Source organism: Planomonospora sp. ID82291 (genome assembly GCF_015711645.1).
Classification (GTDB): Bacteria; Actinomycetota; Actinomycetes; order Streptosporangiales; family Streptosporangiaceae; genus Planomonospora.
Map to the genome: position 1 here is coordinate 619,311 of NZ_JABTEX010000001.1, position 25,176 is coordinate 644,486.

The following is a 25,176-nucleotide window of genomic DNA, read 5'->3' on the forward strand; positions in this document are numbered from 1 at the left end:
GAACGGTGGTCATTTCCGGGGGCCGGGCCGCGCCCGGCGGCGCCGTCGCCCCCGTGCCGAACCGGTGGCCAGCGCCTCCCGGGCGGCGGTGCCGTCGTCGTGCAGGGCCGCGGCGAACGCGGCCACGGTCGGGTGCTCGAACAGCACCGCGGGCGGGACGGGGCGGCCGAGCCGCTTCTCGACGGCCATCACCATCGCCATGCCGAGCAGCGAGTTGCCGCCGAGGTCGAAGAACGGGTCGTGCACGCCGACCCGGTCGATGCCGAGGTAGGCGCCCCACAGCTCGGCGATCTCGGCCTCGGCGTCGGTCCTGGGCGGTGCGTAGTCGGTGCGGAGCCGCGGGCGCGGGAACCGTTCGCCCCGGGGCGCCGCGGCCGCGGCGTCGACCAGGCCGTCCAGGTCGAGCATGGACGTCCAGGCGCGCAGCACCGCGTGCAGCGGCTGCCGGACGGCCATGACACCGCCGTGTCCGCCGGCCAGGATGCGGTCCAGGAAGGCGCAGCCGGCCTCGTCGGAGAAGCCGTAGCGCGCGCGGTAGTCGGCCACCCGCTCGGCCAGGCCGCCGCCCGCCGCCGCCGTGAGGCCTTCCGACTGCCACACGTCGTGCCGCCAGGGTCCCCAGGCCACCGAGACGACGCGGGTGGAGGGGGCGGTGGCGGCCAGCGCCTGGCCGTACGCGTCGAGGACGGTGTTGGCGGCGCAGTAGTCGGCCTCGCCGACGCCGCCGAACGCGGTGACGGCCGAGGAGTAGAGCACCAGGACCTCGGGGCGGTCCTCGGCGGGGGTGCCGGGGCCGACGAGCTCGGCCAGCGGGCCCATGGCCAGCACCTTGGGGGCCAGCACGCGCCGCGCCTCGGCCGGAGTGCGGCGCCGCACCATCCCGCCCGACGGGAGCCCGGCGGCGTGGATCACGCCGTGCAGGCGGCCGAAGTGCTCGCGGGCGCGCCGCAGGACGTCCCGCAGTTGCCCGGGCACCCCCGCGTCGGCCGTGAGGAGCAGCACCTCGACGCCCAGCGCCTCCAGCTCGGCGACGTCCCGCAGCGTCCCGGCCGCCCTGTCCTGGCGGGGGGACGTCCCCGCCGCGCCGCCCCCGCCGTCCCGGAGCACGCCGTCCCGGAGCACGCCGTCCCGGAGCACGCCGCCGCGGGGCTCCGCCGACGCCTCCCCGTCGCCGGGCGGGGCGCCGGCGCGGGACAGCGGGGTCCGGCCGACCAGGGCCAGGCGGCGGACGCCCGCGCGGGCCAGGTGCCGGGCGAGGGCCATGCCGAGGCCGCGGGTGCCGCCGGTGATGAGGTACGCGCCGTCCGCGCGCCAGGGGTGCGACGGTTCCGGCCGGTCGGGGACCGGGACCCAGTGGCGGATCCAGCGGCGGCCGCGGCGCCGGCCTGCCAGGGGGTCGGCCGCCTCGGGGACGCCGTCCTCCCCCGGTGGCGTGAGGAGCTCGGCGGCGAGCTGGGCGGCCACGGCCGCGGCCGGGGAACCCTCCTCGGCGTCCAGGTCCACGCCGCTCCAGGTCAGGTCCGCGTACTCGTGGCGGGCGGCCCGGCCGAGCCCGTGGGCGAGCGACTGGTGGGGGGCCGGCACGTCGCCGCCGAGGATCTCGGCGGCGCCCCGGCTCACGGTGAGCAGGCGTCCCGGCCGGTCGCCCAGCGCGTGCAGCGCCAGCAGGAGGCTGTCGAAGCCGTGCCCGACGGCCTCCCGCAGCTCCTCGTCGCCGGCCGGTCCCGCGGCGGCGGCCAGGCTCCACAGGTGGGCCACGTGCACGGGACCGGCGGGGAGCCCGGCGAACGCCTCCGCGTACTGCCCGGGCTCGGCCGGGTCGATGGTGAGGCGGCGGCCCTCGCGGCGCGGCCCCGTCCCCGCCACCACCTCCACCACCGGGGTCCCGGAGGCGGCGGCCAGGTCGGCGAGCGCCGATCCGATGCCCTCGGGGTCGGCGAAGACGACGAGCGGGCCGGGGAGCGCGAGCGCGGTGGGGGGCGCGCCGGCGGCCGGGTCGCGCCGCCACGCGGGCACGAAGGCGTGGTCGCCGGCCTCGGCGTCCTCCGGCCGCCCCGCAGCGGAGGGCCGGGAGGTCGTCCGGGACCGCCCGGCGACGGGCTCCGGCCAGAAACGCGTGCGCTGGAACGGGTAGGTCGGCAGGCTCAGCACACGGCCGCCGCCCGGGTGGACCCGTTCCCAGCTCACCCCGGCGCCCAGCTCCCACAGCGCGCCGCAGGCGCTCAGCAGGTCGGCGTGGGCGTCCCGCGGCCCGGTGACGGTCCAGTACGGCGGCAGCGTCCCGAGCACGGCGGCCGCCGGACCGCCGGTCATGGTCTGGCGGACCAGACCGCCGAGGGTCTGGCCGGGGCCCAGCTCGACGAACGCGGTCACGTCCTGCTCCAGGCAGTGGCGCACGCCGTCGGCGAAGCGGACCGTGCCGACGAGCTGGTCCGCCCAGTAGGAGGTGCCGGTGGCCTGCTCGGCGGTGAGCGGGCGGCCGGTCAGGTTGGACACGACGGTGACGGCGGGGGCGTTCCGCCGGACCGTCTCCAGCACCGCGACCAGCTTCTCCCTGGCCGGTTGGAGCAGCGAGGAGTGGAAGGCGTGGGCCGAGCGCAGCGGACGGCAGGCCAGGCCCCGGCCGGTCAGCACGGCGGTCGCCCGCTCGATCTCCGCGGGCGGGCCGCTGAGCACGGTCATGGCCGGGCCGTTGAGCGCGGCCACGTCCACCTCCACCCCGGCGGCGGCCAGGGCGGCGCGGACGGGGGCCTCGGGGGCGGCCACCGCGACCATGCGGCCGGCGGGGGCCGCGCCGATGAGGTGGGCCCGTTCGATCACGACGTGCAGGGCGTCCTCCAGGGAGAACACCCCGGCCAGGCAGGCGGCGACGTACTCGCCGAGGCTGTAGCCGACGAGCAGATCGGGGGTGACGCCCCAGTGGCGGAGCAGGCGGGCCAGCGCGTACTCGACCGTGAAGAGGAAGGGGTGCGCCACCGGAGCGTGGCCGAGCGGGTCGTCGGCGCGGTCGTGGCCGTCGTCCCTGCCCAGCATGGCGGCCAGGTCGACGGACGGGCCGGCGGACGGGGCCGCCGGTCGGCCGGCCGTGAAGTACGGGCGCAGGTCCACGCCCGAGTGGCGTTCCACCAGGCCGACGCACTCGTCCACGGCGGCGGCGTAGACGGGCTCCCGGACGTACAGCTCGCGGCCGAGGCCGGCGTAGTGGTCGCCCACCCCGGGGAGCAGGAAGGCCAGGCGGGCGGGGCCGGTGATCCGGTGGCCGCCGCCACCCTCGGCGGCATCGGCGTCGGCGACGGCGCGGAGCCTGCGTACGGCGTCGCCGAGGTCGGTGCAGACGAGGGCGCGGCGGTGGTCGAGCTCGGCGCGGCCGGTCCGCAGCGTGTGGGCGACGTCGCCGAGCTCCGTGCCGGGCCGCTCCTCCAGCCAGTCGGCCAGCCGGCCCGCCTGCTCCCGCAGCCCCGCCGCACCGCCCGCCGAGACCGGCACCACCCACGACCGCTCCCCCGCGGAACCGGGAAGGGGCGCGACGGGCGCGCTCCCCGCCCCCTCCCGGCGGGAGGCGGACGGCGCCGGCGCACGGCCCTCCCCCGCCGCGTCCGGGGCCGGCGGGTCAGGCCGGGCGGGCGGGGCGGGCGGGGCGGGCGGGGCCTCCAGGACGACATGGGCGTTGGTGCCGGAGAGGCCGAAGGAGCTGACGCCGGCCAGGGCGGGGGTGTCGCGGCGGGGGAGCGCGGTGGCGGCCGTCACCGGCCGGACGGTGCCGTCACCGGGGAGCGCGGCGGCCGGGGTGGTGAGGTTGAGGCTGGGCGGGATCAGGCCGTTCTCCAGCATCAGGACCGTCTTGATGACGCCCGCGACCCCGGCGCCCGCCTGGGTGTGGCCGATGTTGGTCTTGACGGCGCCCACGTGCAGCGGGCGGTCCGGGTCGCGCCTGCCGAACACGTCGTGCAGGGCGGACAGCTCGATGGCGTCCCCCAGGTGGGTGCCGGAGCCGTGCGCCTCCACGTAGTCGACGTCGTCGGGGTTCACCCGGGCCGCCGCCAGGGCGCGGGTGATGACGTCGGCCTGGGCGCGCCGGCTGGGCGCGGTGAGGCCGTTGCTGCGGCCGTCCTGGTTGACCGCCGACCCGCGCAGGACGGCCCGGATCCGCCGCCCGTTGGCGATCGCCTTCGACAGCGGTTCGAGGACGACCATGCCGCCGCCCTCGCCCATGACGTATCCGTCGGCCCGCTCGTCGAAGGTCTTGCACCGCCCGTCGGAGCACATCATCAGCCCGGCGCACGCCTGGAGGTACAGCGTGGGGTGCAGGGTGAGCGAGGCGCCCCCGGCGAGGGCCAGGTCGCACTCGCCCCGGCGCAGGCTCTCGGCGGCCAGGTGGACGGCGATCAGCGAGGACGAGCAGGCGGTGTCCACGGTGAGGGTGGGGCCCGTCAGGTCGAGGTGGTACGCGATGCGCCCGGCCGCCACACTGGCCACCGCCCCCTGCCCCAGGTACGGGTCGGAGACGACCTCGTCGCCCTGGAGTTCGAGCTGGAGCCTGCCGTACTGGAGCGTGTCCATGAAGCCGACCATCACGGCGGTGCGGCTGCCGGCCAGGCGGGACGGCGCGAGCCCGGCGTTCTCCAGACCCTCCCAGGCCAGTTCGAGCAGCAGGCGCTGGTGCGGGTCCATGCGCAGCGCCTCGCGCGGGGACAGGCCGAAGAACTCGGCGTCCCAGCCGGTCACGTCGTCCAGGAACGCGCCGTACCGGGTGTACATGGCGCCGGGCACGCCCGGTGCCGGGTCGTAGTACGCGTCGACGTCCCAGCGCGAGGGCGGGACCTCGCGCACCGCGTCGCCGCCGCGCCGCAGCAGGTCCCAGAAGTCCTCCACGGTGGCGCCGCCGGGGTAGCGGCAGGCCATGCCGACGACGGCGACGGGCTCGTGGCGGCGTTCCTCCAGCTCGGTGAGGCGCCGGCGGGTCTGGGCCAGGTCGACGGTCACCCGCTTGAGGTAGGCGCGGAGCTTTTCCTCGGTCCCCATCGCAAGAGCCTTTCCGGTCGCGGTCGCGGTCGTCGTGGTCACAGGTCGTTGTCGATGAGGGCGAAGATCTCCTCGTCGGAGGCCGAGTCGATCGTGTCCATCACGCCGCCGTGGGCGGCCGGGGCCGAGCCGAGCTTGGCCAGCGCGCTCTGCAGGATCGGCACGAGGCGTCCGCGGACGGCCTCGGCCTCCCCGTTGGCGTCCGCGAGCGCCCGGTCGATCCTGGCGAGGGCGTCGCGGAGCGCGTCCTCCGGCGCGGCCTCGGGCGGGGCCAGGACGGTGGACAGGTGCCGGGCGAGCGACGTGACGGTGGGGTGGTCGAAGACGAGCGTGGCGGGCAGTCTCAGCCCGGTGTCGGTGCTGAGCCGGTTGCGCAGCTCGACGGCGGTCAGCGAGTCGAAGCCGAGCTCGTTGAAGGGGCGGTTCACGTCGACGCTGCCGGCGCTGCCGTGCGCGAGCACCGCGGCGACGTGGCCCTGCACGGTGTCGACGAGCAGGCGCAGCGCGTCGGGCCGGGGCAGGGCGGCCAGGCGGTCGGCGAGGGCGGCGGCGCCTGCGGGCCCCGTCGAGGACGCCGCCGAGGACGCCGTCTGCCGGGGCGTGCGGACCAGGCCCCGCAACACCGACGGCAGATCACCCCGCTCCGCCCTCGCCCGCAACCCCGCCCCATCCCACCGAGCCGCCACCACCACCCCCCCACCACCCGCCAACGCCGCATCCAACAACCCCAACCCCTCACCCACCCCGAGCGCCCCCACCCCCGACCGCGCCAACCGCGCCACATCCACCCGACCCAACCCCCCCGCCATCCCCGAACCCGCCACATCCCACAACCCCCACACCACCGACACCCCCGCCAACCCCAACCCCCGACGATGCACCGCCAACCCATCCAGAAAAGCGTTCGCCGCCGCATACCCCCCCTGACCCGCATTCCCCAACACCCCCGCCAACGACGAGAACAACACGAACACCGACACCGGATGACCAACCGTCAACTCATGCAGATGCCACGCCGCATCCGCCTTCGCCCCCAACACCCCCGCCAACCGACCCGGCGTCAGATCCTGCACCAACCCGTCATCCAGCACCCCCGCCGCATGCACCACACCCCCCAACCGCACCCCCGCCACCACCCCCGCCAACGCCACCCGATCCGACACATCACACGCCACCACCGCCACCCGCGCCCCCGCCCCCTCCAACTCCGCCACCAACACCGCCGCACCCGGAGCATCCGGACCCCGCCGCGACACCAGCAACAGATCCCGCACCCCGTACCGATCCACCAGATGCCGCGCCACCAACGCCCCCAGACCCCCCGTCCCCCCCGTCACCAACACCGTCCCCGCAATCACCGCAGGCCCCGCCGACCCCGCAACCGGCCCCCCGGCCACCACCGGCCCCGCGCCGACCCCGCCACCGGCCCCACCGACCCCGCCACCGGCCCCGCAACCGACCCCCCGGCCACCACCGACCCCGCCACCGGCCCCGCCGACACCTCACGACGCACCAGACGCGGCACCAGGACCCGGCCGTCCACCACACGCACCTGCGACTCACCGACCGCCACCAGCCCGACCCAGTCCGCGTACCCCTCAGGCACCTCGGCCAGCACGAACCGACCCGGCTGCTCCGACTGCGCCGACCGCACCAACCCCCACACCGCCGCACCCGCCACATCACCCGGCCGGGTCACGAACATCAGCGGAGCACCCTCCTCCGGATGAGCCGCGATGGCCCCCAGCACCCGGGCGGTCAGATCCCTGACCGCGGCGGGCACCTCCGCCTCCCCGCTCACGCAGGAGACCACGACCGGTTCGGGGGTTCCGACCGCCGCGACCACCGCGGGCACCGCGTCCACCCAGTCCACGCCGTACAGGGTCAGGGCGGCGGAGGCCGCGGCGCGGGGCGCGGCGGCCCTCGTGCGCAGGGCGTCGATCGAGAGCACCGGGGCTCCGGCGGCATCGGCGGCCTGCACGACGACGTCCTCACCGGTCACGGCCAGCCGTACCCGGAGGACCCGGGCCTGGGCGGCGTGCAGGCGTACGCCCCGGAAGGCGAACGGCAGGCGCAGTTCCTCGTGGTCACCGGCCAGCAGCAGCGGGTGGAAGGCGGCGTCGAGGAGGGCGGGGTGGATGCCGAACCCGGCCACGTCCACGTCGTCGGGCGCGACGACCTCCGCGTAGAGCTCGTCGCCCGCCCGCCACATCGCGCGCACGCCGCGGAAGGCGGGGCCGTACTCGTACCCCTGCTCGGCCAGGCGCTCGTAACCGCCCTCGACGTCGACGGGGACGGCGGCGGGCGGCGGCCAGGCGGCGGCCCGGTCGTGGCCGGCGGCGGGCGCGGGCGCCTCGGCGACGGCCCCCGAGGCGTGCCGCCGCCAGGTGTCGGCGTCCGCCTCGCGGGAGAACACGGCGACGGCGCGGCGCCCCTCGGCGTCCGGCGGGTCGAGGGTGACCTGCACGGTGACCGCGCCCGTCCCGGGCAGGTACAGCGGGGTCTCGATGACCAGTTCGTCGATGCGGTCGCCGCCCGCGTGGGCGGCGGCCTCCAGCGCCAGGTCGGCGAAGGCGGCCCCGGGCAGCAGGACGCCGCCCTCCACCGCGTGGTCGGCCAGCCAGGGCACCGTCCGGAGGGAGAGCCGGCCGGTGAGGACGTACCGGTCGTCGGCCACGGACACGACGGCGCCGAGCAGCGGGTGCCGCGAGTCGTCGACGCCCGCGCCGACCGCACCGCCCGGTGCCAGGCCGTCGCCGAGCCAGTAGCGGCTCCGCTGGAAGGCATAGGTGGGCGGCCCCACCGCGGGACGCGGACCGGAACCCAGGACCGCCGGCCAGGACACCTCCGCCCCCAGCGCCCACGCCTGGGCCAGGGACAGCAGCATCCGCCGCGCACCGCCCTCGTCCCGGCGCAGCGACCCGCACACCCCCGCCCCGACCCCGGCCGCCTCACAACTGTCGGCCACGTCACCGAGCAGCACCGGATGCGGACTGACCTCGATGAACACCGGGCTGCCACCGTCACCGGCCGCCTGGACCGCCTCGTCGAACAGCACCGGCCGGCACAGGTTGTCGATCCAGTACGGCCCCGCCAGGCGCGTCCCCTCGACGAACGCCGCCTCGACCGAGGAGCAGAAGCGGACGCCGCCCTCGACCGGCCGCACGTCGGCCAGCGCCGTCCGCAGCTCTTCGGTGAGGCGGCGCATGTGGGGGGTGTGGCTGGCGTAGTCCACCGCGATCCGGCGGACCCTGACGCCTTCGAGCTCACCGCGTTCGGCGAGCTCGGCGAGCTCGTCCAGGGCGTCCAGGTCACCGGCGACCACGCAGCTCGCCGGACCCGAGTGGACCGCCACCCACAGGCGGTCCGGCCACCGCGACCCGATCAGCTCCCGGGCCCCGGCCGCGGGAAGATCGATCGCGGCCATGCCGCCGGTGCCCGACATCCGGGTCAGGGCCCTGCTGCGCAGCACGACCACGCGCGCCGCGTCGTCCAGGGACAGGATCCCGGCGGCGCACGCCGCGGCGATCTCGCCCTGCGACTGCCCCACCACGGCCTGCGGCTCCACCCCCGCCCGCCGCCACACCGCCGCCAACCCCACCATCACCGCCCACAACACCGGCTGGATCACCTGCGACCCCACCAACCCCGGCGCCCCCACCTCCCGACGCAACACCCCCGACACACTCCACCCCGTCAACGGCTCCACCACCGCATCACACCGCTCCACCGCGGCACGGAAAACCCCACTCACCCCCAACAACCCCACCGCCATCCCCACCCACTGCGACCCCTGCCCCGGAAACACGAACACCGGCCGCACCACCCCCGACGCCACCCCCACCACCACCGACCCGTCCACCACCGACCCACCCGCCACCCCCGACGCCACCGCCCCCAACCCCGCCACCAACTCCCCCCGATCAGCCGCCACCACCACCGCACGATGCGCGAACCCCGACCGCCCCGCCAACACCCGACCCACCCCCGCCAGATCCCCCTCCGCCACCCCCGACGCGAACCCCGCCAACCGCCCCGCCTGCGCCCGCAACGCCCCCGCACTCTTGCCCGACACCACCCACACCAGCAGCCCACCCCCCACCACCGGACCCGACCCCCCGACCGGACCCGACACCGACTCCACCGCCCGACCCGGCTCCACCACCGGCACCGGACCCGCCCCCGGCACCGGCTCCCCGACCGGACCCGACGCCGCACCCGGCTCCCCGACCGCACCCGACCCCCCGACCGGCGGACCCTCCACGATCACGTGCGCGTTCGTCCCCGAGACACCGAAACCCGACACCCCCGCCCGCACCGGACCCGACCCCGGCAACCCCACCGACTCCGTCAGCAACCGCACCCCACCCGCCGACCAGTCCACATGCGGCGTCGGCTCCGTCACGTGCAACGTCGGCGGCAGCACCCGCCGCCGCAACGCCTCCACCATCTTGATCACACCCGCCACCCCCGCCGCGGCCTGCGCATGACCGATGTTCGACTTGACCGACCCGAGCCACACGGGCCGGTCTGCCGGACGCGTCCGGCCGTACGTGGCGAGGACGGCCTGGGCCTCGATGGGGTCGCCCAGCCTGGTGCCGGTGCCGTGGGCCTCGACCACGTCGATGTCGCGGGTGTCGAGCCGGGCGTCGGCGAGCGCCTGCCGGATCACGCGCTCCTGGGCGGGGCCGCTGGGCGCGGTGAGGCCGTTGCTGGCGCCGTCCTGGTTGACGGCCGTGCCGCGGATCACGGCGAGGACGGGGTGGCCGTTGCGGCGCGCCGCCGACAGCGGCTCCAGGGCCAGCACCCCGACGCCCTCGGCCCAGGCGGCGCCGTCGGCCGAGGCCGAGAACGACTTGCACCGGCCGTCGGGGGAGAGCGCGCGCTGCCGGCAGAACTCGACGAACGCCACCGGCGTGGACATGATCGCCACGCCGCCGGCCAGCGCCAGCGAGCACTCCCCGCGCCGCAGCGCCCGCACCGCGAGGTGGATCGCGACCAGCGAGGACGAGCAGGCGGTGTCCACCGTCAGCGCCGGGCCCTCCAGGCCCAGGGTGTAGGAGACGCGGCCGGCGATGACGCTGGGCGCGCTGGAGGTGAACAGGGTGCCCTCGACGGTCTCGGGCACACCGTGGAGGAAGCGCGCCGAGTAGTAGTCGTACATGTTGCCGACGTAGACGCCGGTCCTGGAACCGCGCAGGCCGTCCGGCTCGATCTCGGCCCGCTCCAGCGCCTCCCAGCAGGTCTCCAGGAACAGCCGGTGCTGCGGGTCGGTGGCCAGCGCGCTGCGCGGGCTGAGGCCGAAGAACGCCGCGTCGAAGTCGGCCGCGTCGTACAGGAAGCCGCCGTGCCGGGTGTAGGTCCGGCCCGCCGCCTCGGGGTCGGGGTCGTACAGGCCGTCCACGTCCCAGCCGCGGTCGGCGGGGAACTCCCCGATCGCGTCCCGGCCCCCGGCCACCAGCTCCCACAGGTCCTCCGGGCCCCGCACCCCGCCGGGGTAGCGGCACGCCATCCCGACGATCGCCACCGGCTCGTGGCGGCGCTCCTCGTCCTCGGCCAGCCGCCGGCGGGCCTCCGCCAGTTCGACGGTGGCGCGCCTCAGGTAGTCGCGGAGCCTGTCCTCTGTTCCCATCGATCGGCCTTTCCCGTCACAGTTCGTTGTCGATGAGCGCGAAGATCTCTTCGTCCGAGGCGGAGTCGATCTTCTCCATCACGGTGTGGGCGTCGCCCGCGGGCTGCGCGCCGAACATGGCCAGCCCGCCCTGCAGCACGGCGACGAGCCGGCTGCGGATCGCCTCGCCGTCGCCCCCTGCGCCGGCGATCATGGATCCCACCCGTTCGAGCGCGCCGCGCAGGATCTCCTCCGGCGAGGGCGCGGCGGGGGCGAGCGTGTCGAACAGGTACCCGGCCAGGGAGCCGACCGTGGGGTGGTCGAACACGAGCGTGGCGGGCAGTCTCAGCCCGGTGTCGGCGTTGAGCCGGTTGCGCAGCTCGACGGCGGTCAGCGAGTCGAAGCCGAGCTGGGTGAACGCCCGGTCGACACCGATCTTCTCGGCGCTGCCGTGCGCGAGGACGGCGGCGACGTGGCCGCGGACCCGGTCGGTGAGCACGCGCAGGCCCTCTTCCCTGGTCAGCTCGGCCAGGCGGGGCAGGAGCGCGGCGAGGCTCGTGCCCTGCCCGCCGCCCACGGTCCGGCGCGGTGTGCGGACCAGGCCCCGCAACACCGACGGCAGATCACCCCGCTCCGCCCTCGCCCGCAACCCCGCCCCATCCCACCGAGCCGCCACCACCACCCCCCCACCACCCGCCAACGCCGCATCCAACAACCCCAACCCCTCACCCACCCCGAGCGCCCCCACCCCCGACCGCGCCAACCGCGCCACATCCACCCGACCCAACCCCCCCGCCATCCCCGAACCCGCCACATCCCACAACCCCCACACCACCGACACCCCCGCCAACCCCAACCCCCGACGATGCACCGCCAACCCATCCAGAAAAGCGTTCGCCGCCGCATACCCCCCCTGACCCGCATTCCCCAACACCCCCGCCAACGACGAGAACAACACGAACACCGACACCGGATGACCAACCGTCAACTCATGCAGATGCCACGCCGCATCCGCCTTCGCCCCCAACACCCCCGCCAACCGACCCGGCGTCAGATCCTGCACCAACCCGTCATCCAGCACCCCCGCCGCATGCACCACACCCCCCAACCGCACCCCCGCCACCACCCCCGCCAACGCCACCCGATCCGACACATCACACGCCACCACCGCCACCCGCGCCCCCGCCCCCTCCAACTCCGCCACCAACACCGCCACACCCGGAGCATCCGGACCCCGCCGCGACACCAGCAACAGATCCCGCACCCCGTACCGATCCACCAGATGCCGCGCCACCAACGCCCCCAGACCCCCCGTCCCCCCCGTCACCAACACCGTCCCCGCAATCACCACAGGCCCCGCCGAAACCGGCCCCCCGACCACCGCAGACCCCCCGGCAAGCCCTCCCGCCACCACCGGCCCCGCCACCGGCCCCGCCGACCCCGCCACCGGCCCCGCAACCGACCCCCCGGCCACCGCCGGCCCCGCCACCGGCCCCGCCGACACCTCACGACGCACCAGACGCGGCACCAGGACCCGGCCGTCCACCACACGCACCTGCGACTCACCGACCGCCACCAGCCCGACCCAGTCCGCGTACCCCTCAGGCACCTCGGCCAGCACGAACCGACCCGGCTGCTCCGACTGCGCCGACCGCACCAGCCCCCACACCGCCGCACCCGCCACATCACCCGGCCGGGTCACGAACATCAACGGAGCACCCTCCTCCGGATGAGCCGCGATGGCCCCCAGCACCCGGGCCGTCAGATCCCTGACCGCGGCGGGCACCTCCGCCTCCCCGCTCACGCAGAAGACCACGACCGGTTCGGGGGTTCCGACCGCCGCGACCACCGCGGGCACCGCCTCCACCCAGTCCACGCCGTACAGGGTCAGGGCGGCGGAGGCCGCGGCGCGGGGCGCGGGCCGCGTGCGGACCGAGGCCAGCGCGGCCACCGGCCGTCCCGCGTCGTCGGCGGCCTCGATCGCGCAGCCGTCCTCGCCGGTCCTGGCCAGCCGCACCCGCAGGGACCTGGCCCCGGTGGCGAGCAGCCGTACCCCGCGCAGCTCGAACGGCACCCGCAGCCCTCCGTCACCGCCGCCGGCGACCAGCAGCGCGTGGAACACGGAGTCCAGCAGGGCCGGGTGGACGCCGAACCCGGCCACGTCCACGTGCTCGGGCGCCGCCACGTCGGCGTACAGCTCCTCGCCGTGCCGCCAGGCGGCCCGCAGTCCCCGGAAGGCGGGGCCGTACTCGTACCCCTGCTCGGCCAGGCGCTCGTAACCGCCCTCGACGTCGACGGGGACGGCTCCGGCGGGCGGCCACACGGCGGCCCACCCCGGGTGGGCCGCCGCGTCCCGGTCCTCGGCGACGGCGCCGGACAGGTGGCGGGTCCACCCGGCCTCGTGGTCGTCGGCGGGGCGGGAGTGCACGCGTACGGGGCGGGCGCCGGAGCCGTCCGGAGGCTCGACGACGACCTGCACCGCCACGCCGCCGTCCGCGGGCAGGACCAGCGGCGCCTCGAACATCAGCTCCTCGACCAGGCCGAGCCCGACCCGTGAGCCCGCTTCCAGCACCAGGTCCGCCAGCGCGGCCCCCGGCAGGACGACGGCCCCGCCCACGACGTGGTCGGCCAGCCAGGGCGCGTCGGCGACGGACAGCACACCGGTGAGCACGGTCGGACCGTCGTCGGCCAGCTCGACGGCCGCGCCCAGCAGCGGGTGGCCGGTGGCGCTCAGCCCGGTGGCGGACAGGTCGGCGCCCCGGGCGGGCGGGCCGAGCCAGTAGCGTTCGCGGTCGAACGGGTACGGCGGCAGGTCGACCGGGCGGCCGTGGGGGGACAGCGCGGCCCAGTCCACGCCCGCTCCCGCCGTCCACGCCGCCGCCAGGCCGGCGACCAGCCCGTCGGCCTCGCCGCGGTCGCGCCGGTGCAGGGCGACGATCGTCGTGTCGTCCCCGGTCACGCAGTCGTGCGCCATGCCGGAGAGCACGGCCTGCGGACCCACCTCCACCAGGACGCGGGCGCCGGACTCCTCCAGCGTGCCGATCGCCGCGTGGAACAGCACGGGCCGCCTGATCTGCTCCAGCCAGTAGCCGGGGTCGGTCCAGTCGCCGGGAGTGCCGGCGACGAAGGGCACATCCCGTGTCCCGAACGGCACCGCCTCCAGTTCGGCGGCGAACGCGGCCAGCATCGGCTCCATGAGCGGCGAATGGAAGGCGCGGCCGACCGGCAGCCTGCGGGTCCGCCGTCCCTGCGCCCTCCAGTGCGCGGCCACGGCCAGGCAGGGCTCCTCCGCTCCCGAGATCACCACGCCGGCGGGGCCGTTGACGGCGGCGACGCCGACCCGGTCCTCCAGCCCGGCCAGGGTGACGGCGACCTCGTCGGCGGAGGCGTTCACGGCGACCATCGCGCCCGGCTCGCACAGCTCGCGCATCAGCCGGCCTCGGGCGGTGATCAGGCGGGCGGCGTCCGGCAGGGTCCAGATCCCGGCGACGTGAGCCGCGGCGTACTCGCCGACCGAGTGCCCGGCCACCACCGAGGGCGTCAGGCCGAGCGACTCCAGCAGCCGGTACGCGGCCACCTCGAAGGCGAACAGCGCGGGCTGGGTGTAGGCGGTGTCGTCGAGCAGCCCGGACTCGGGAGTGCCGGGCCCGGCCCACATCACGTCGCGGACCGGCCGGTCGAGGTGGGGGTCGAGGGCCGCGCAGACCTCGTCGAGCGCGGCGGCGAACACCGGCGATCCGGCGGCCAGCTCGCGTCCCATGCCGGGCCGCTGTCCGCCCTGCCCGGTGAACAGGAACGCCACGCGGGGCCGCTCGCCCGCGACGCCCTCGATCACCCCGGCGGTCTCACCCCGCGCGTAGCGGGCCAGCGCGTCGGCCAGGGCCGCGCGGTCGCGGCCGAGCGCGACGGCGCGGTACGGCAGGAGCGGCTGCCCGGCCAGCGTGCGTGCCACGTCGGCCGGTTCCTTCCGCAGCCCGGCCAGTTGCCCGGCCCTGGCCGCCAGCGACCGCGGGCTGTGGGCGCCGACCGGCCAGGCGATCGGGCCGGTGAGGACGGCGGCGACCGGCCGCTCGGAACCGGAAGCGGAACCGGAACCGGAAGCGGAACCGGAAGGGGAAGGGGAAGGGGAGTCAGAACCGGAGTCAGAACCACGACCGGGACCGGGCTCAGGACCGGGCTCGGGCTCGGAGGCGTACTCCTCGATGATCGCGTGCGCGTTGGTGCCGCTGATGCCGAAGGAGGAGACGCCGGCCCGGCGCGGCCGCTCGCCGCGCGGCCACCCGACCTCCTCGGTCAGCAGCCGCACCTCGCCCATCGACCAGTCGACGTGCGGATTGGGCTCGGTGACGTGCAGGGTGCGCGGCAGCACGCCGTGCCGCATGGCCATGACCATCTTGATCACGCCCGCTACCCCGGCGGCGGCCTGCGTGTGGCCGATGTTCGACTTGATCGAACCGAGCCAGGCGGGCCGGTCGGCCGGGCGCGTCCGGCCGTACGCGGCGAGGACGGCCTGGGCCTCGATGGGGTCGCCCAACGTGGTGCCGGTGCCGTGGGCCTCGATGACGTCCACGTCGTGCGCGTCGAGCCGGGCGTCGGCGAGCGCCTGCCGGATCACGCGCTCCTGGGCGGGGCCGCTGGGCGCGGTCATGCCGTTGCTGGCGCCGTCCTGGTTGATCGCCGTACCCCGGACGACGGCCAGGATGCGCCGCCCGTTGCGGCGCGCCGCCGACAGCGGCTCCAGGGCCAGCACCCCGACGCCCTCGGCCCAGGCGGCGCCGTCGGCCGAGGCCGAGAACGACTTGCACCGGCCGTCGGGGGAGAGCGCGCGCTGCCGGCAGAACTCGACGAACGAGTCCGGCGCGGCCAGCACGGTGACGCCGCCCGCCAGCGCGAGCGAGCACTCGCCCTGGCGCAGCGCCCGCACCGCGAGATGCAACGTGACCAGCGAGGACGAGCAGGCCGTGTCCACCGTCAGCGACGGGCCCTCCAGCCCGAAGGTGTAGGAGACGCGACCGGAGAGCACGCTCGGCGTGCTGGAGGACAGCAGCGTCCCCTCCATCGCCGGAGGCACCGCGCCGTGCATGAACCGGGAGGAGTAGTCGTTGAACATGCTGCCCGCGTAGATCCCGGTGCGGGTGCCGTGCAGGGTCGCCGGGTCGATCCCGGCGTGCGCGAGCGCCTCCCAGCAGGTCTCCAGGAACAGCCGGTGCTGCGGGTCGGTGCCCAGCGCGCTGCGCGGGCTGAGGCCGAAGAACGCCGCGTCGAAGTCGGCCGCGTCGTACAGGAAGCCGCCGTGCCGGGTGTAGGTCCGGCCCGCCGCCTCGGGGTCGGGGTCGTACAGGCCGTCCACGTCCCAGCCGCGGTCGGCGGGGAACTCCCCGATCGCGTCCCGGCCCCCGGCCACCAGCTCCCACAGGTCCTCCGGGCCCCGCACCCCGCCGGGGTAGCGGCACGCCATCCCGACGATCGCCACCGGCTCGTGGCGGCGCTCCTCGTCCTCGGCCAGCCGCCGGCGGGCCTCCGCCAGGTCGACGGTCACCCGTTTCAGGTACGCGCGCAGCTCGGCCTCATTCGCCATGGTCGGGCCCTTCCACGGAGGTTCTCGCGGGTGATGTCACGGCTCGGTTGTCGATCAAGGCGAAGATCTCCTCGTCCGAGGCGGAAACGATCTCTTCCGCGGCCCCGCCCGCACCGATCCCCACGGTGACCGCGGCGGCGGCCCCGGTGTCGCCGATCCTGGACAGGGCGCTCTGCAGGATGGCGACGAGCCGGCGGCGCACGGCGCCCCCCTCGCCCTCGGCGGCCGGCAGCGCCGCCTCGGCCTGGTCCACCGCCGCGCGCAGCGCGTCCTCCGGCGAGGGGCCGTCCGGGGCCAGGGCGGTGAACAGGTACGCCGCGAGCGACGTGACGGTGGGATGGTCGAACACGACCGTGGCGGGCAGCCTCAGCCCGGTGTCGGCGCTGAGCCGGTTGCGCAGCTCGACGGCGGTCAGCGAGTCGAAGCCGAGCTCGTTGAAAGCCCGGTCCACGTCCACGGCGTCGGATCCCGGGTGGGCGAGCACGGTCGCCACGTGGGCCCGCACGAGGCGGGTGAGGTGGGCCCGCGCGTCGGCCTCGCCCATGAGCGCCAGCCGCTCCCCCGGTTCCGGGCCGCCCGCGGCGGCCGGTGTCGCGGTACCCGCGGCGGTCCGGCGCGGTGTGCGGACCAGGCCCCGCAACACCGACGGCAGATCACCCCGCTCCGCCCTCGCCCGCAACCCCGCCCCATCCCACCGAGCCGCCACCACCACCCCCCCACCACCCGCCAACGCCGCATCCAACAACCCCAACCCCTCACCCACCCCGAGCGCCCCCACCCCCGACCGCGCCAACCGCGCCACATCCACCCGACCCAACCCCCCCGCCATCCCCGAACCCGCCACATCCCACAACCCCCACACCACCGACACCCCCGCCAACCCCAACCCCCGACGATGCACCGCCAACCCATCCAGAAAAGCGTTCGCCGCCGCATACCCCCCCTGACCCGCATTCCCCAACACCCCCGCCAACGACGAGAACAACACGAACACCGACACCGGATGACCAACCGTCAACTCATGCAGATGCCACGCCGCATCCGCCTTCGCCCCCAACACCCCCGCCAACCGACCCGGCGTCAGATCCTGCACCAACCCGTCATCCAGCACCCCCGCCGCATGCACCACACCCCCCAACCGCACCCCCGCCACCACCCCCGCCAACGCCACCCGATCCGACACATCACACGCCACCACCGCCACCCGCGCCCCCGCCCCCTCCAACTCCGCCACCAACACCGCCGCACCCGGAGCATCCGGACCCCGCCGCGACACCAGCAACAGATCCCGCACCCCGTACCGATCCACCAGATGCCGCGCCACCAACGCCCCCAGACCCCCCGTCCCCCCCGTCACCAACACCGTCCCCGCAATCACCACAGGCCCCGCCGAAACCGGCCCCCCGACCACCCCAGACCCCCCGGCAAGCCCTCCCGCCACCGCCGACCCCGCCACCGACCCCGCCGAGACCGCCACCGGCCCCGCCGACACCTCACGACGGACCAGACGGGGTGTCAGCAGGGCGTCGTCCGTGACCGCGAACTGGGTCTCGCCCGCCGCGACGGCCGCGGCCACCCGCCCCCAGGCGCGGAAGCCCGCCGGCACCTCGGCCAGCACGAACCGGCCCGGCTGCTCCGACTGCGCCGACCGCACCAGCCCCCACACCGCCGCACCCGCCACATCACCGGGCCGGGTGACGAAGACGAGCCGCGAACTCGCGAACCGCTCGTCGCCGAGCCAGCCCTGTACGAGGTCGAGCACATGGCTCAGCCGGTCGTGGACCGAGTACGGCAGGTCATCGGCGTCCCCCCGGCAGGGGGCCAGCACCAGGCCGGGCACCTCGCCCGCGCTCATCTCGGCGAGCGAGAACAGGTCGTAGTGGCGCGACGCGGGCGTCCCGGCCGCCGCCAGACCGGCCTCGATCTCGTCGGTGAACGCGTCGGCCCCGACCACCGCCCACCGCGGCTCCTCCGCGCCGCCGGACACGGCGGTCACGGCGGTCTCAACCCATTCGAGCGCGTGAGGCGCGATCCCGGTGGAGGGGCGGGCGACGTTCCTCGGGGTCTCGCGGAGCGCCAGGGTCTCGACGCCGGCGATCCACTCGCCCGCGCCGTCGAAGAGCGCCAGCGCGATCCGGCCGGAGCCCTTCTCCGTGATCCGCACGCGGAGGGCGTCCGCACCGCGGGCGGCCACGCGGATGCCGCTCCAGGAGAACGGCAGCAGCAGGGTGTCCCCGTCGAGGCCCGATTCGTGGACGGCCAGGTGCAGGGCGGCGTCCAGGAGGGCGGGGTGGACGGTGAAGCGGTCGGCGTCCCCGCGGACCGGGTCGGGCAGGGCGACCTCGGCATAGACGTGGCCGTCCGCGTGCCAGGCGGCGCGCAGGCCCCGGAAGGCGGGGCCGTAGTCGTAGCCGCGTCCGGCGAGCCGGTCGTACACGCCGGTCAGGTCGACCGCGGTCCCCTCCGGCGGCCAGGACGCCAACCGCTCGGGGGCGGTCGCCGGGGCCGTGCCGAGCAGGCCGCCCGCGTGCGCCGTCCAGGGGTCGTCGTCGGACCGCCGGGCGTGCACGCCGACCGTGCGGCGGCCCCGCTCGTCCGGTCCGCCCACGGCCACCTGCACCTGGACGGATCCGGACTCGGGCAGGAACAGCGGCGCGTCCAGCGTCAGGTCCTCCACCAGGTCGCAGCCGGCGTGGGCGGCGGCCTCCAGCGCCAGTTCGGCGAAGGCCGTGCCGGGCAGCAGCGCCGCGCCGTCCACGGCGTGGTCGGCCAGCCACGGGGTCGTGGCCGGGGACAGCCGTCCGGCCAGCAGGAAGCCGTCGGTGGCGGCGAGCGGGACGACCCGGTCGAGCAGCGGATGCGGGGAGGAGCCGGCGGTCGCCGCCAGGCCGTCGCCGAGCCAGTAGCGGCTCCGCTGGAAGGCATAGGTGGGCGGCCCCACCGCGGGACGCGGACCGGAACCCAGGACCGCCGGCCAGGACACCTCCGCCCCCAGCGCCCACGCCTGGGCCAGGGACAGCAGCATCCGCCGCGCACCGCCCTCGTCCCGGCGCAGCGACCCGCACACCCCCGCCCCGACCCCGGCCGCCTCACAACTGTCGGCCACGTCACCGAGCAGCACCGGATGCGGACTGACCTCGATGAACACCGGCGGGCCCGGCTCGGCCGCGGCCCTGATCGTCTCGTCGAACAGCACCGGCCGGCACAGGTTGTCGATCCAGTACGGCGCCGCCAGACGCGTCCCCTCGACGAACGCCGCCTCGACCGAGGAGCAGAAGCGGACGCCGCCCTCGACCGGCCGCACGTCGGCCAGCGCCTTCTCCAGTTCGGGGACAAGGGGGCGCATGTGGGGGGTGTGGCTGGCGTAGTCGATGCCGACCCGGCGCGCTCTGACGCCCGGGTGCTCGGCGAGCTCGTCCAGGGCGTCCAGGTCACCGGCGACCACGCAGCTCGCCGGACCCGAGTGGACCGCCACCCACAGGCGGTCCGGCCACCGCGACCCGATCAGCTCCCGGGCCCCCGCCGCGGGAAGATCGATCGCGGCCATGCCGCCCGTTCCGTCCACCTGAGTGATGATCCGGCTGCGCAGGACCATGATCCGGGCGGCCTCCTCCAGGGACAACGCCCCGGCGACGCAGGCGGCCGTGATCTCGCCCTGCGAGTGCCCCACCACGGCCTGCGGCTCCACCCCCGCCCGCCGCCACACCGCCGCCAACCCCACCATCACCGCCCACAACACCGGCTGGATCACCTGCGACCCCACCAACCCCGGCGCCCCCACCTCCCGACGCAACACCCCCGACACACTCCACCCCGTCAACGGCTCCACCACCGCATCACACCGCTCCACCGCGGCACGGAAAACCCCACTCACCCCCAACAACCCCACCGCCATCCCCACCCACTGCGACCCCTGCCCCGGAAACACGAACACCGGCCGCACCACTCCCGACGCCACCCCCACCACCACCGACCCGTCCACCACCGACCCACCCGCCACCCCCGACGCCACCGCCCCCAACCCCGCCACCAACTCCCCCCGATCAGCCGCCACCACCACCGCACGATGCGCGAACCCCGACCGCCCCGCCAACACCCGACCCACCCCCGCCAGATCCCCCTCCGCCACCCCCGACGCGAACCCCGCCAACCGCCCCGCCTGCGCCCGCAACGCCCCCGCACTCTTGCCCGACACCACCCACACCAGCAGCCCACCCCCCACCACCGGACCCGACCCCCCGACCGGACCCGACACCGACTCCACCGCCCGACCCGGCTCCACCACCGGCACCGGACCCGCCCCCGGCACCGGCTCCCCGACCGGACCCGACGCCGCACCCGGCTCCCCGACCGCACCCGCCCCCGGCACCGACCCCCCGACCGGCGGACCCTCCACGATCACGTGCGCGTTCGTCCCCGAGACACCGAAACCCGACACCCCCGCCCGCACCGGACCCGACCCCGGCAACCCCACCGACTCCGTCAGCAACCGCACCCCACCCGCCGACCAGTCCACATGCGGCGTCGGCTCCGTCACGTGCAACGTCGGCGGCAGCACCCGCCGCCGCAACGCCTCCACCATCTTGATCACACCCGCCACCCCCGCCGCGGCCTGCGCATGACCGATGTTCGACTTGACCGACCCGAGCCACACGGGCCGGTCGGCCGGACGACGGGTTCCGTAGGCGGCCATCAGGGCTTCGGCCTCGATGGGGTCGCCCAGCCTGGTGCCGGTGCCGTGGGCCTCGACCACGTCCACGTCCCCGGGGGTGAGTCCGGCGTCGGCGAGCGCCTGCCGGATGACGTCCTGCTGGGCCTGACCGCTGGGCGCGGTGAGGCCGTTGCTGGCGCCGTCCTGGTTGACGGCTCCGCCGCGGATCACGGCGAGGACGGGGTGGCCGTTGCGGCGCGCCGCCGAGAGGCGTTCGAGCACCACCACGCCCGCGCCCTCGGCCCAGCCGGTCCCGTCGGCCGTGGCGGCGAACGCCTTGCACCGGCCGTCGGGGGACAGTCCGCCCTGCCGGCTGAACTCGACGAACATGCCGGGGCTCGACATCACGGTGACGCCGCCGGCCAGCGCCAGCGAGCACTCCCCGCGCCGCAGCGCCTGCGTGGCGAGCACGATCGCGACCAGCGAGGACGAGCAGGCCGTGTCGGTGGTGATCGCCGGCCCCCGCAGCCCCAGGGTGTAGGCGACGCGGCCGGACACGACGCTGAGCGCGGTGCCGGTGAGCAGGTGGCCGTCCGCGGTGCCCGCGGACTGGTGCAGCCGGGGGCCGTAGTCGGGGGCCATGGCGCCGACGAACACGCCGGTGGGCGAGCCACGCAGCCCGGCCGGGTCGATCCCGGCCGCTTCCAGGGCCTCCCAACAGATCTCCAGCAGCAGCCGCTGCTGCGGGTCCATCGCCGTGGCCTCGCGCGGGCTGATCCCGAAGAACGCGGCGTCGAACAGGTCGGCGTCGTAGACGAAACCACCGTGCCGGGTGTCGCTGGTGCCCGAGCGGTCCGGTCCGGTGGCGAACAGCGTGTCGAGGTCCCAGCCGCGGTTGCCGGGGAACTCGCCGATCGCGTCGGCGCCGCCGGCGACCAGCCGCCACAGGTCCTCGGGGGAGGCGATCCCGCCGGGGTAGCGGCAGCCCATGCCGACCACCGCGATCGGGTCGTCGCCGCCGCCGGCGCGGGTCCCGGCCGCCGGCTCGGCCGCGCCGCCGGTCAGCAGCGCGTGGAGGCGGGCGGCGAGGCGCTCCGGGGTCGGGTGGTCGTACAGCAGGCCGGTCGGGAGCCGCAGGCCGGTCGCGGTGCGCAGTCGGTCGCGCAGCTCGACGGCCGCCGCCGACTCCAGCCCCAGGTCCTTGAACGTGCGGCCGGGCTCCATCTCGGCCGCGCCGGCGTAGCCGAGCAGGCGCGCGGTCGTGGACAGCACCAGGTCGCGCAGCGCGCGCTCGGAGCGGGCGGGCCCGGTCGGCTCGGACCCGATCGGCTCGGACCCGGCCTGCTCGGACGCGGCCTGCTCGGACGCGGCCTGCTCGGACGCGGCCTCCGCGGCGGGCGGGGTCCAGGCCGCTGCGCGGCGCGCGGCGCGGGCAGGGGTGGGGGTGCGGCGCTGGAAGGGGTAGGACGGCAGGTCGACGAGCCGGGCCTCGCCGCACGATCCGGACCAGTCCACGGGGGCGCCGCACGCGTACGCCTGCGCGAGCGAGCGCAGCAGGCGATCGCGCCCGCCCTCGCCGCGGCGCAGCGTGCCGACCGCGACCGCCTCCCGCCCCGCCGCCTCCGCGGTCTCCTCCACGGCGGTCACCAGGACGGGGTGCGGACTGCACTCGACGAACACCGCGCAGCCCGGCCCGTCCAGCGCCGCGCCCACCGCCTCGGCGAAGCGGACGGGCCGGCGCAGGCTGCGGTACCAGTAACCGGCGTCCAGGCCTGCGGTGTCCATCGGCCGGCCGGTGAGCGTCGAGACGAACACGGTGGTGCTGCTCCGCGGGCGGATGGGGGCGAGCTCCCGCAGGATCTCCTCCCGTACCTGCTCGACCTCCGGGGAGTGGGACGCGTACGTGACCGGGATGACCTTGGTGGAGACGTCGGCGAGGCGTCCGGCGAGAGCGGACAGCGCCGCGCGGGGGCCGGAGACGACGACCGAGCGCGGGCCGTTGACGGCGGCCACGGTGACGGGCGCGGGCACGGCGGCGGGCATGGCGGCGGACGCGGTCAGGTCCGCGACCGCCCGCTCCACCACGTCGGGACCGGCGGCCACGGACATCATGCCTCCGGAGCCCTCGATGCCCGCGATGGCCCGGCTGCGCAGCGCGACGACCCGGGCCGCGTCGTCCAGGGTCAGCGCGCCGATGACAGTGGCGGCGGCGATCTCCCCCTGGGAGTGGCCGATCACCACGTCGGGCTCGACCCCGCAGGACCTCCACACCTCGGCCAGGCTCACCATGACCGCCCAGAGCGCGGGCTGCACCACGTCCACCCGGTCCAGGCCGGGCGCGCCGGGGCGCTCGCGGAGGACGTCCAGCAGGTCGAAGCCGGTGAACGGGGCCAGCGCGTCCGCGCACTCGGCCAGCCGCCGGGCGAACACGGGCGAGTCCGCCGTCAGCTCGCGCGCCATGGCGGGCCACTGCGAGCCCTGCCCGGGGAAGACGAAAGCACGTGCGCCGGCGGTCTCCGTACCGGTCACGAGGGCGTCGTGCGGTTCCCCGGCGGCCAGGGCCCGGAGCGCGGACAGACGGGTCCCGCGGTCGGGGGCGAGGACCACGGCGCGGCGTTCGAAGGCGGCGCGGGTGCGGACGAGGCTCAGCGCCACGTCCGCCGGTTCGGCTCCGGAGTCCGCGGCCGGCTCCGTGAGGCGCGCGGCCCACTCCCGCAGCGCCCCCTCCGTCCGCGCCGACAGCGCCCAGGGCGCGTCCTCGGCGCGGGAGGCGGGAACGGAGGGGAGCGCGGAGGCCGCGGAGAGCGCGGGGCCGGAGGAGGAGCCGGGAACGGGAACGGAGGAGGAGCCGGGAACGGAGGAGGGCGCCGGCGCGGGAGGCGAGGCGAGGACCAGGTGGCAGTTGGTGCCGCCCATGCCGAAGGAGCTGACGGCGGCGATCGCGGGGCCGGGCAGGGGCCGGGTCGCGGTGACGACGCGGAGGCGCAGGTCGTCGAGGGGGATCCCCGGGGGCGCGGACTCGAAGTGGAGGCTGGGGGGCAGCTCGCCGTGCTTCAGCGAGAGCACGACCTTGAGCAGCCCGGCGACGCCGGCCGCGCCTTCCAGGTGGCCGATGTTGGTCTTGACCGAGCCCACGAGCAGGGGATCGCCCGCCGGTCGGGCGGCCCCGTACGCGGACCCGAGCGCCGCGGCCTCCACGGGGTCGCCGACCGCGGTGCCGGTGCCGTGCAGCTCCACGTACCGGACCTGGGCGGGCCGCACTCCGGCGCGGTCGCAGGCCAGCGCGATGACGTCCCGCTGGGCACGGCGGCTGGGCACGGTGAGGCCCTCGCCGCCGCCGTCGTTGTTGACCGCGCCGCCCAGGATCACCGCGTGCACGGCGTCGCCGGCGGCGAGCGCGTCGGGGAGGCGCTTGAGCACGACCAGCGCGCCGCCCTCGCCGCGCACGTACCCGTTGGCGCGGTGGTCGAAGACGTGGCAGCGGCCGTCGGGCGACAGCGCGCCGAAGGCGCCGATGGCGTCGGTGGTCTCCGGCAGCAGGTTCAGGTTCGCGCCGCCGGCCAGCGCCGTGTCGCTCTCGCCGCGGCGCAGGCTCTCGGCGGCCATCCAGACGGCCACCAGCGACGACGACTGGCCGGTGTCGAGGGTGAGCGAGGGGCCGCGCAGGCCGAGTACGTACGACACCCGGTTGGCGATCATGGCGCGGTTGGCGCCGGTGTAGGCGTGGCGGCCGGTGCCGCCGAGCCGGTCCTGCAGGGCCGCCCAGTCGTTGGAGATGGCGCCCAGGAACACTCCGGTGGCGCTGCCGCGCAGCGAGGCCGGCACGGCGCGGGCGTTCTCCATCGCCTCCCAGGCGAGTTCGAGCACCAGGCGCTGGTGCGGGTCCATCGCCGCGGCCTCGTTGGGCGAGATGCCGAAGAAGGCGGCGTCGAAGCCGTCCACGTCCTCCAGGAACCCGCCGCGCCGGTAGGTGCTCCCCGCCGCCGCCCGTCCCTCGGGCGCCTCGGTGACGGCGTCCGCGCCCTCGCGCAGCAACCGCCAGAACCGCCCGGGATCGGCGGCCCCGGGAAGCCTGCACGCCATGCCGACGACGGCGACGGCGACCGGCCCGTCGTCCACGGCCCGCTGTGTCGACTCACCAGCCATCAATGCGCCACCTCAAGCCTCACGCCTCGGGAACGTCACACGTCGACGCCTTGTCGGGAACGGCTCTGAAGAATCATCCGAAGAATCAGCCGGCAGCCGGGCCGGGATACGGCGGCGGCTCAGCCAATTGCGACTTTAAGGTTGCGTTCCGTTCCGGCACACGCCCAT

General features: G+C 76.2%; 5 protein-coding genes and 1 pseudogene. All 6 read right to left on the reverse strand.

Annotation, left to right across the window (positions count from 1 at the left end; translation table 11 throughout):
* Nucleotides 1–9: 9 nt before the first annotated feature.
* Nucleotides 10–5,022, reverse strand: a complete 5,013-nt coding sequence (locus tag HS045_RS02735) for a type I polyketide synthase (RefSeq protein WP_196449588.1) — start codon at nt 5,020–5,022, stop codon at nt 10–12.
* 38 nt (nt 5,023–5,060) lie between these two features.
* The gene (locus HS045_RS34070; RefSeq protein WP_230883399.1) at nt 5,061–5,681 is read right to left on the reverse strand and encodes an acyl carrier protein; all 621 of its coding nucleotides are present in this window, start codon (nt 5,679–5,681) and stop codon (nt 5,061–5,063) included.
* Nucleotides 5,682–5,858: 177 nt separating this feature from the next.
* A pseudogene (locus tag HS045_RS36365) lies at nt 5,859–6,422 on the reverse strand (SDR family NAD(P)-dependent oxidoreductase); the annotation flags it as partial.
* A complete protein-coding gene (locus HS045_RS35745) occupies nt 6,377–10,654 on the reverse strand; it encodes a type I polyketide synthase (protein ID WP_196449590.1) in 4,278 nt (1,425 codons plus the stop codon). The pseudogene HS045_RS36365 and the gene HS045_RS35745, both read right to left, overlap by 46 nt.
* 16 nt (nt 10,655–10,670) lie before the next feature.
* Complete coding sequence (locus HS045_RS02750; RefSeq protein ID WP_196449591.1) at nt 10,671–16,211, reverse strand: type I polyketide synthase; 5,541 nt, start codon at nt 16,209–16,211, stop codon at nt 10,671–10,673.
* Entirely contained in the window at nt 16,201–25,008 is an 8,808-nt protein-coding gene (locus HS045_RS02755; RefSeq protein ID WP_196449592.1) for an SDR family NAD(P)-dependent oxidoreductase, read from the reverse strand. Before HS045_RS02755 ends, HS045_RS02750 begins: the two co-directional genes overlap by 11 nt.
* Nucleotides 25,009–25,176: the final 168 nt, after the last annotated feature.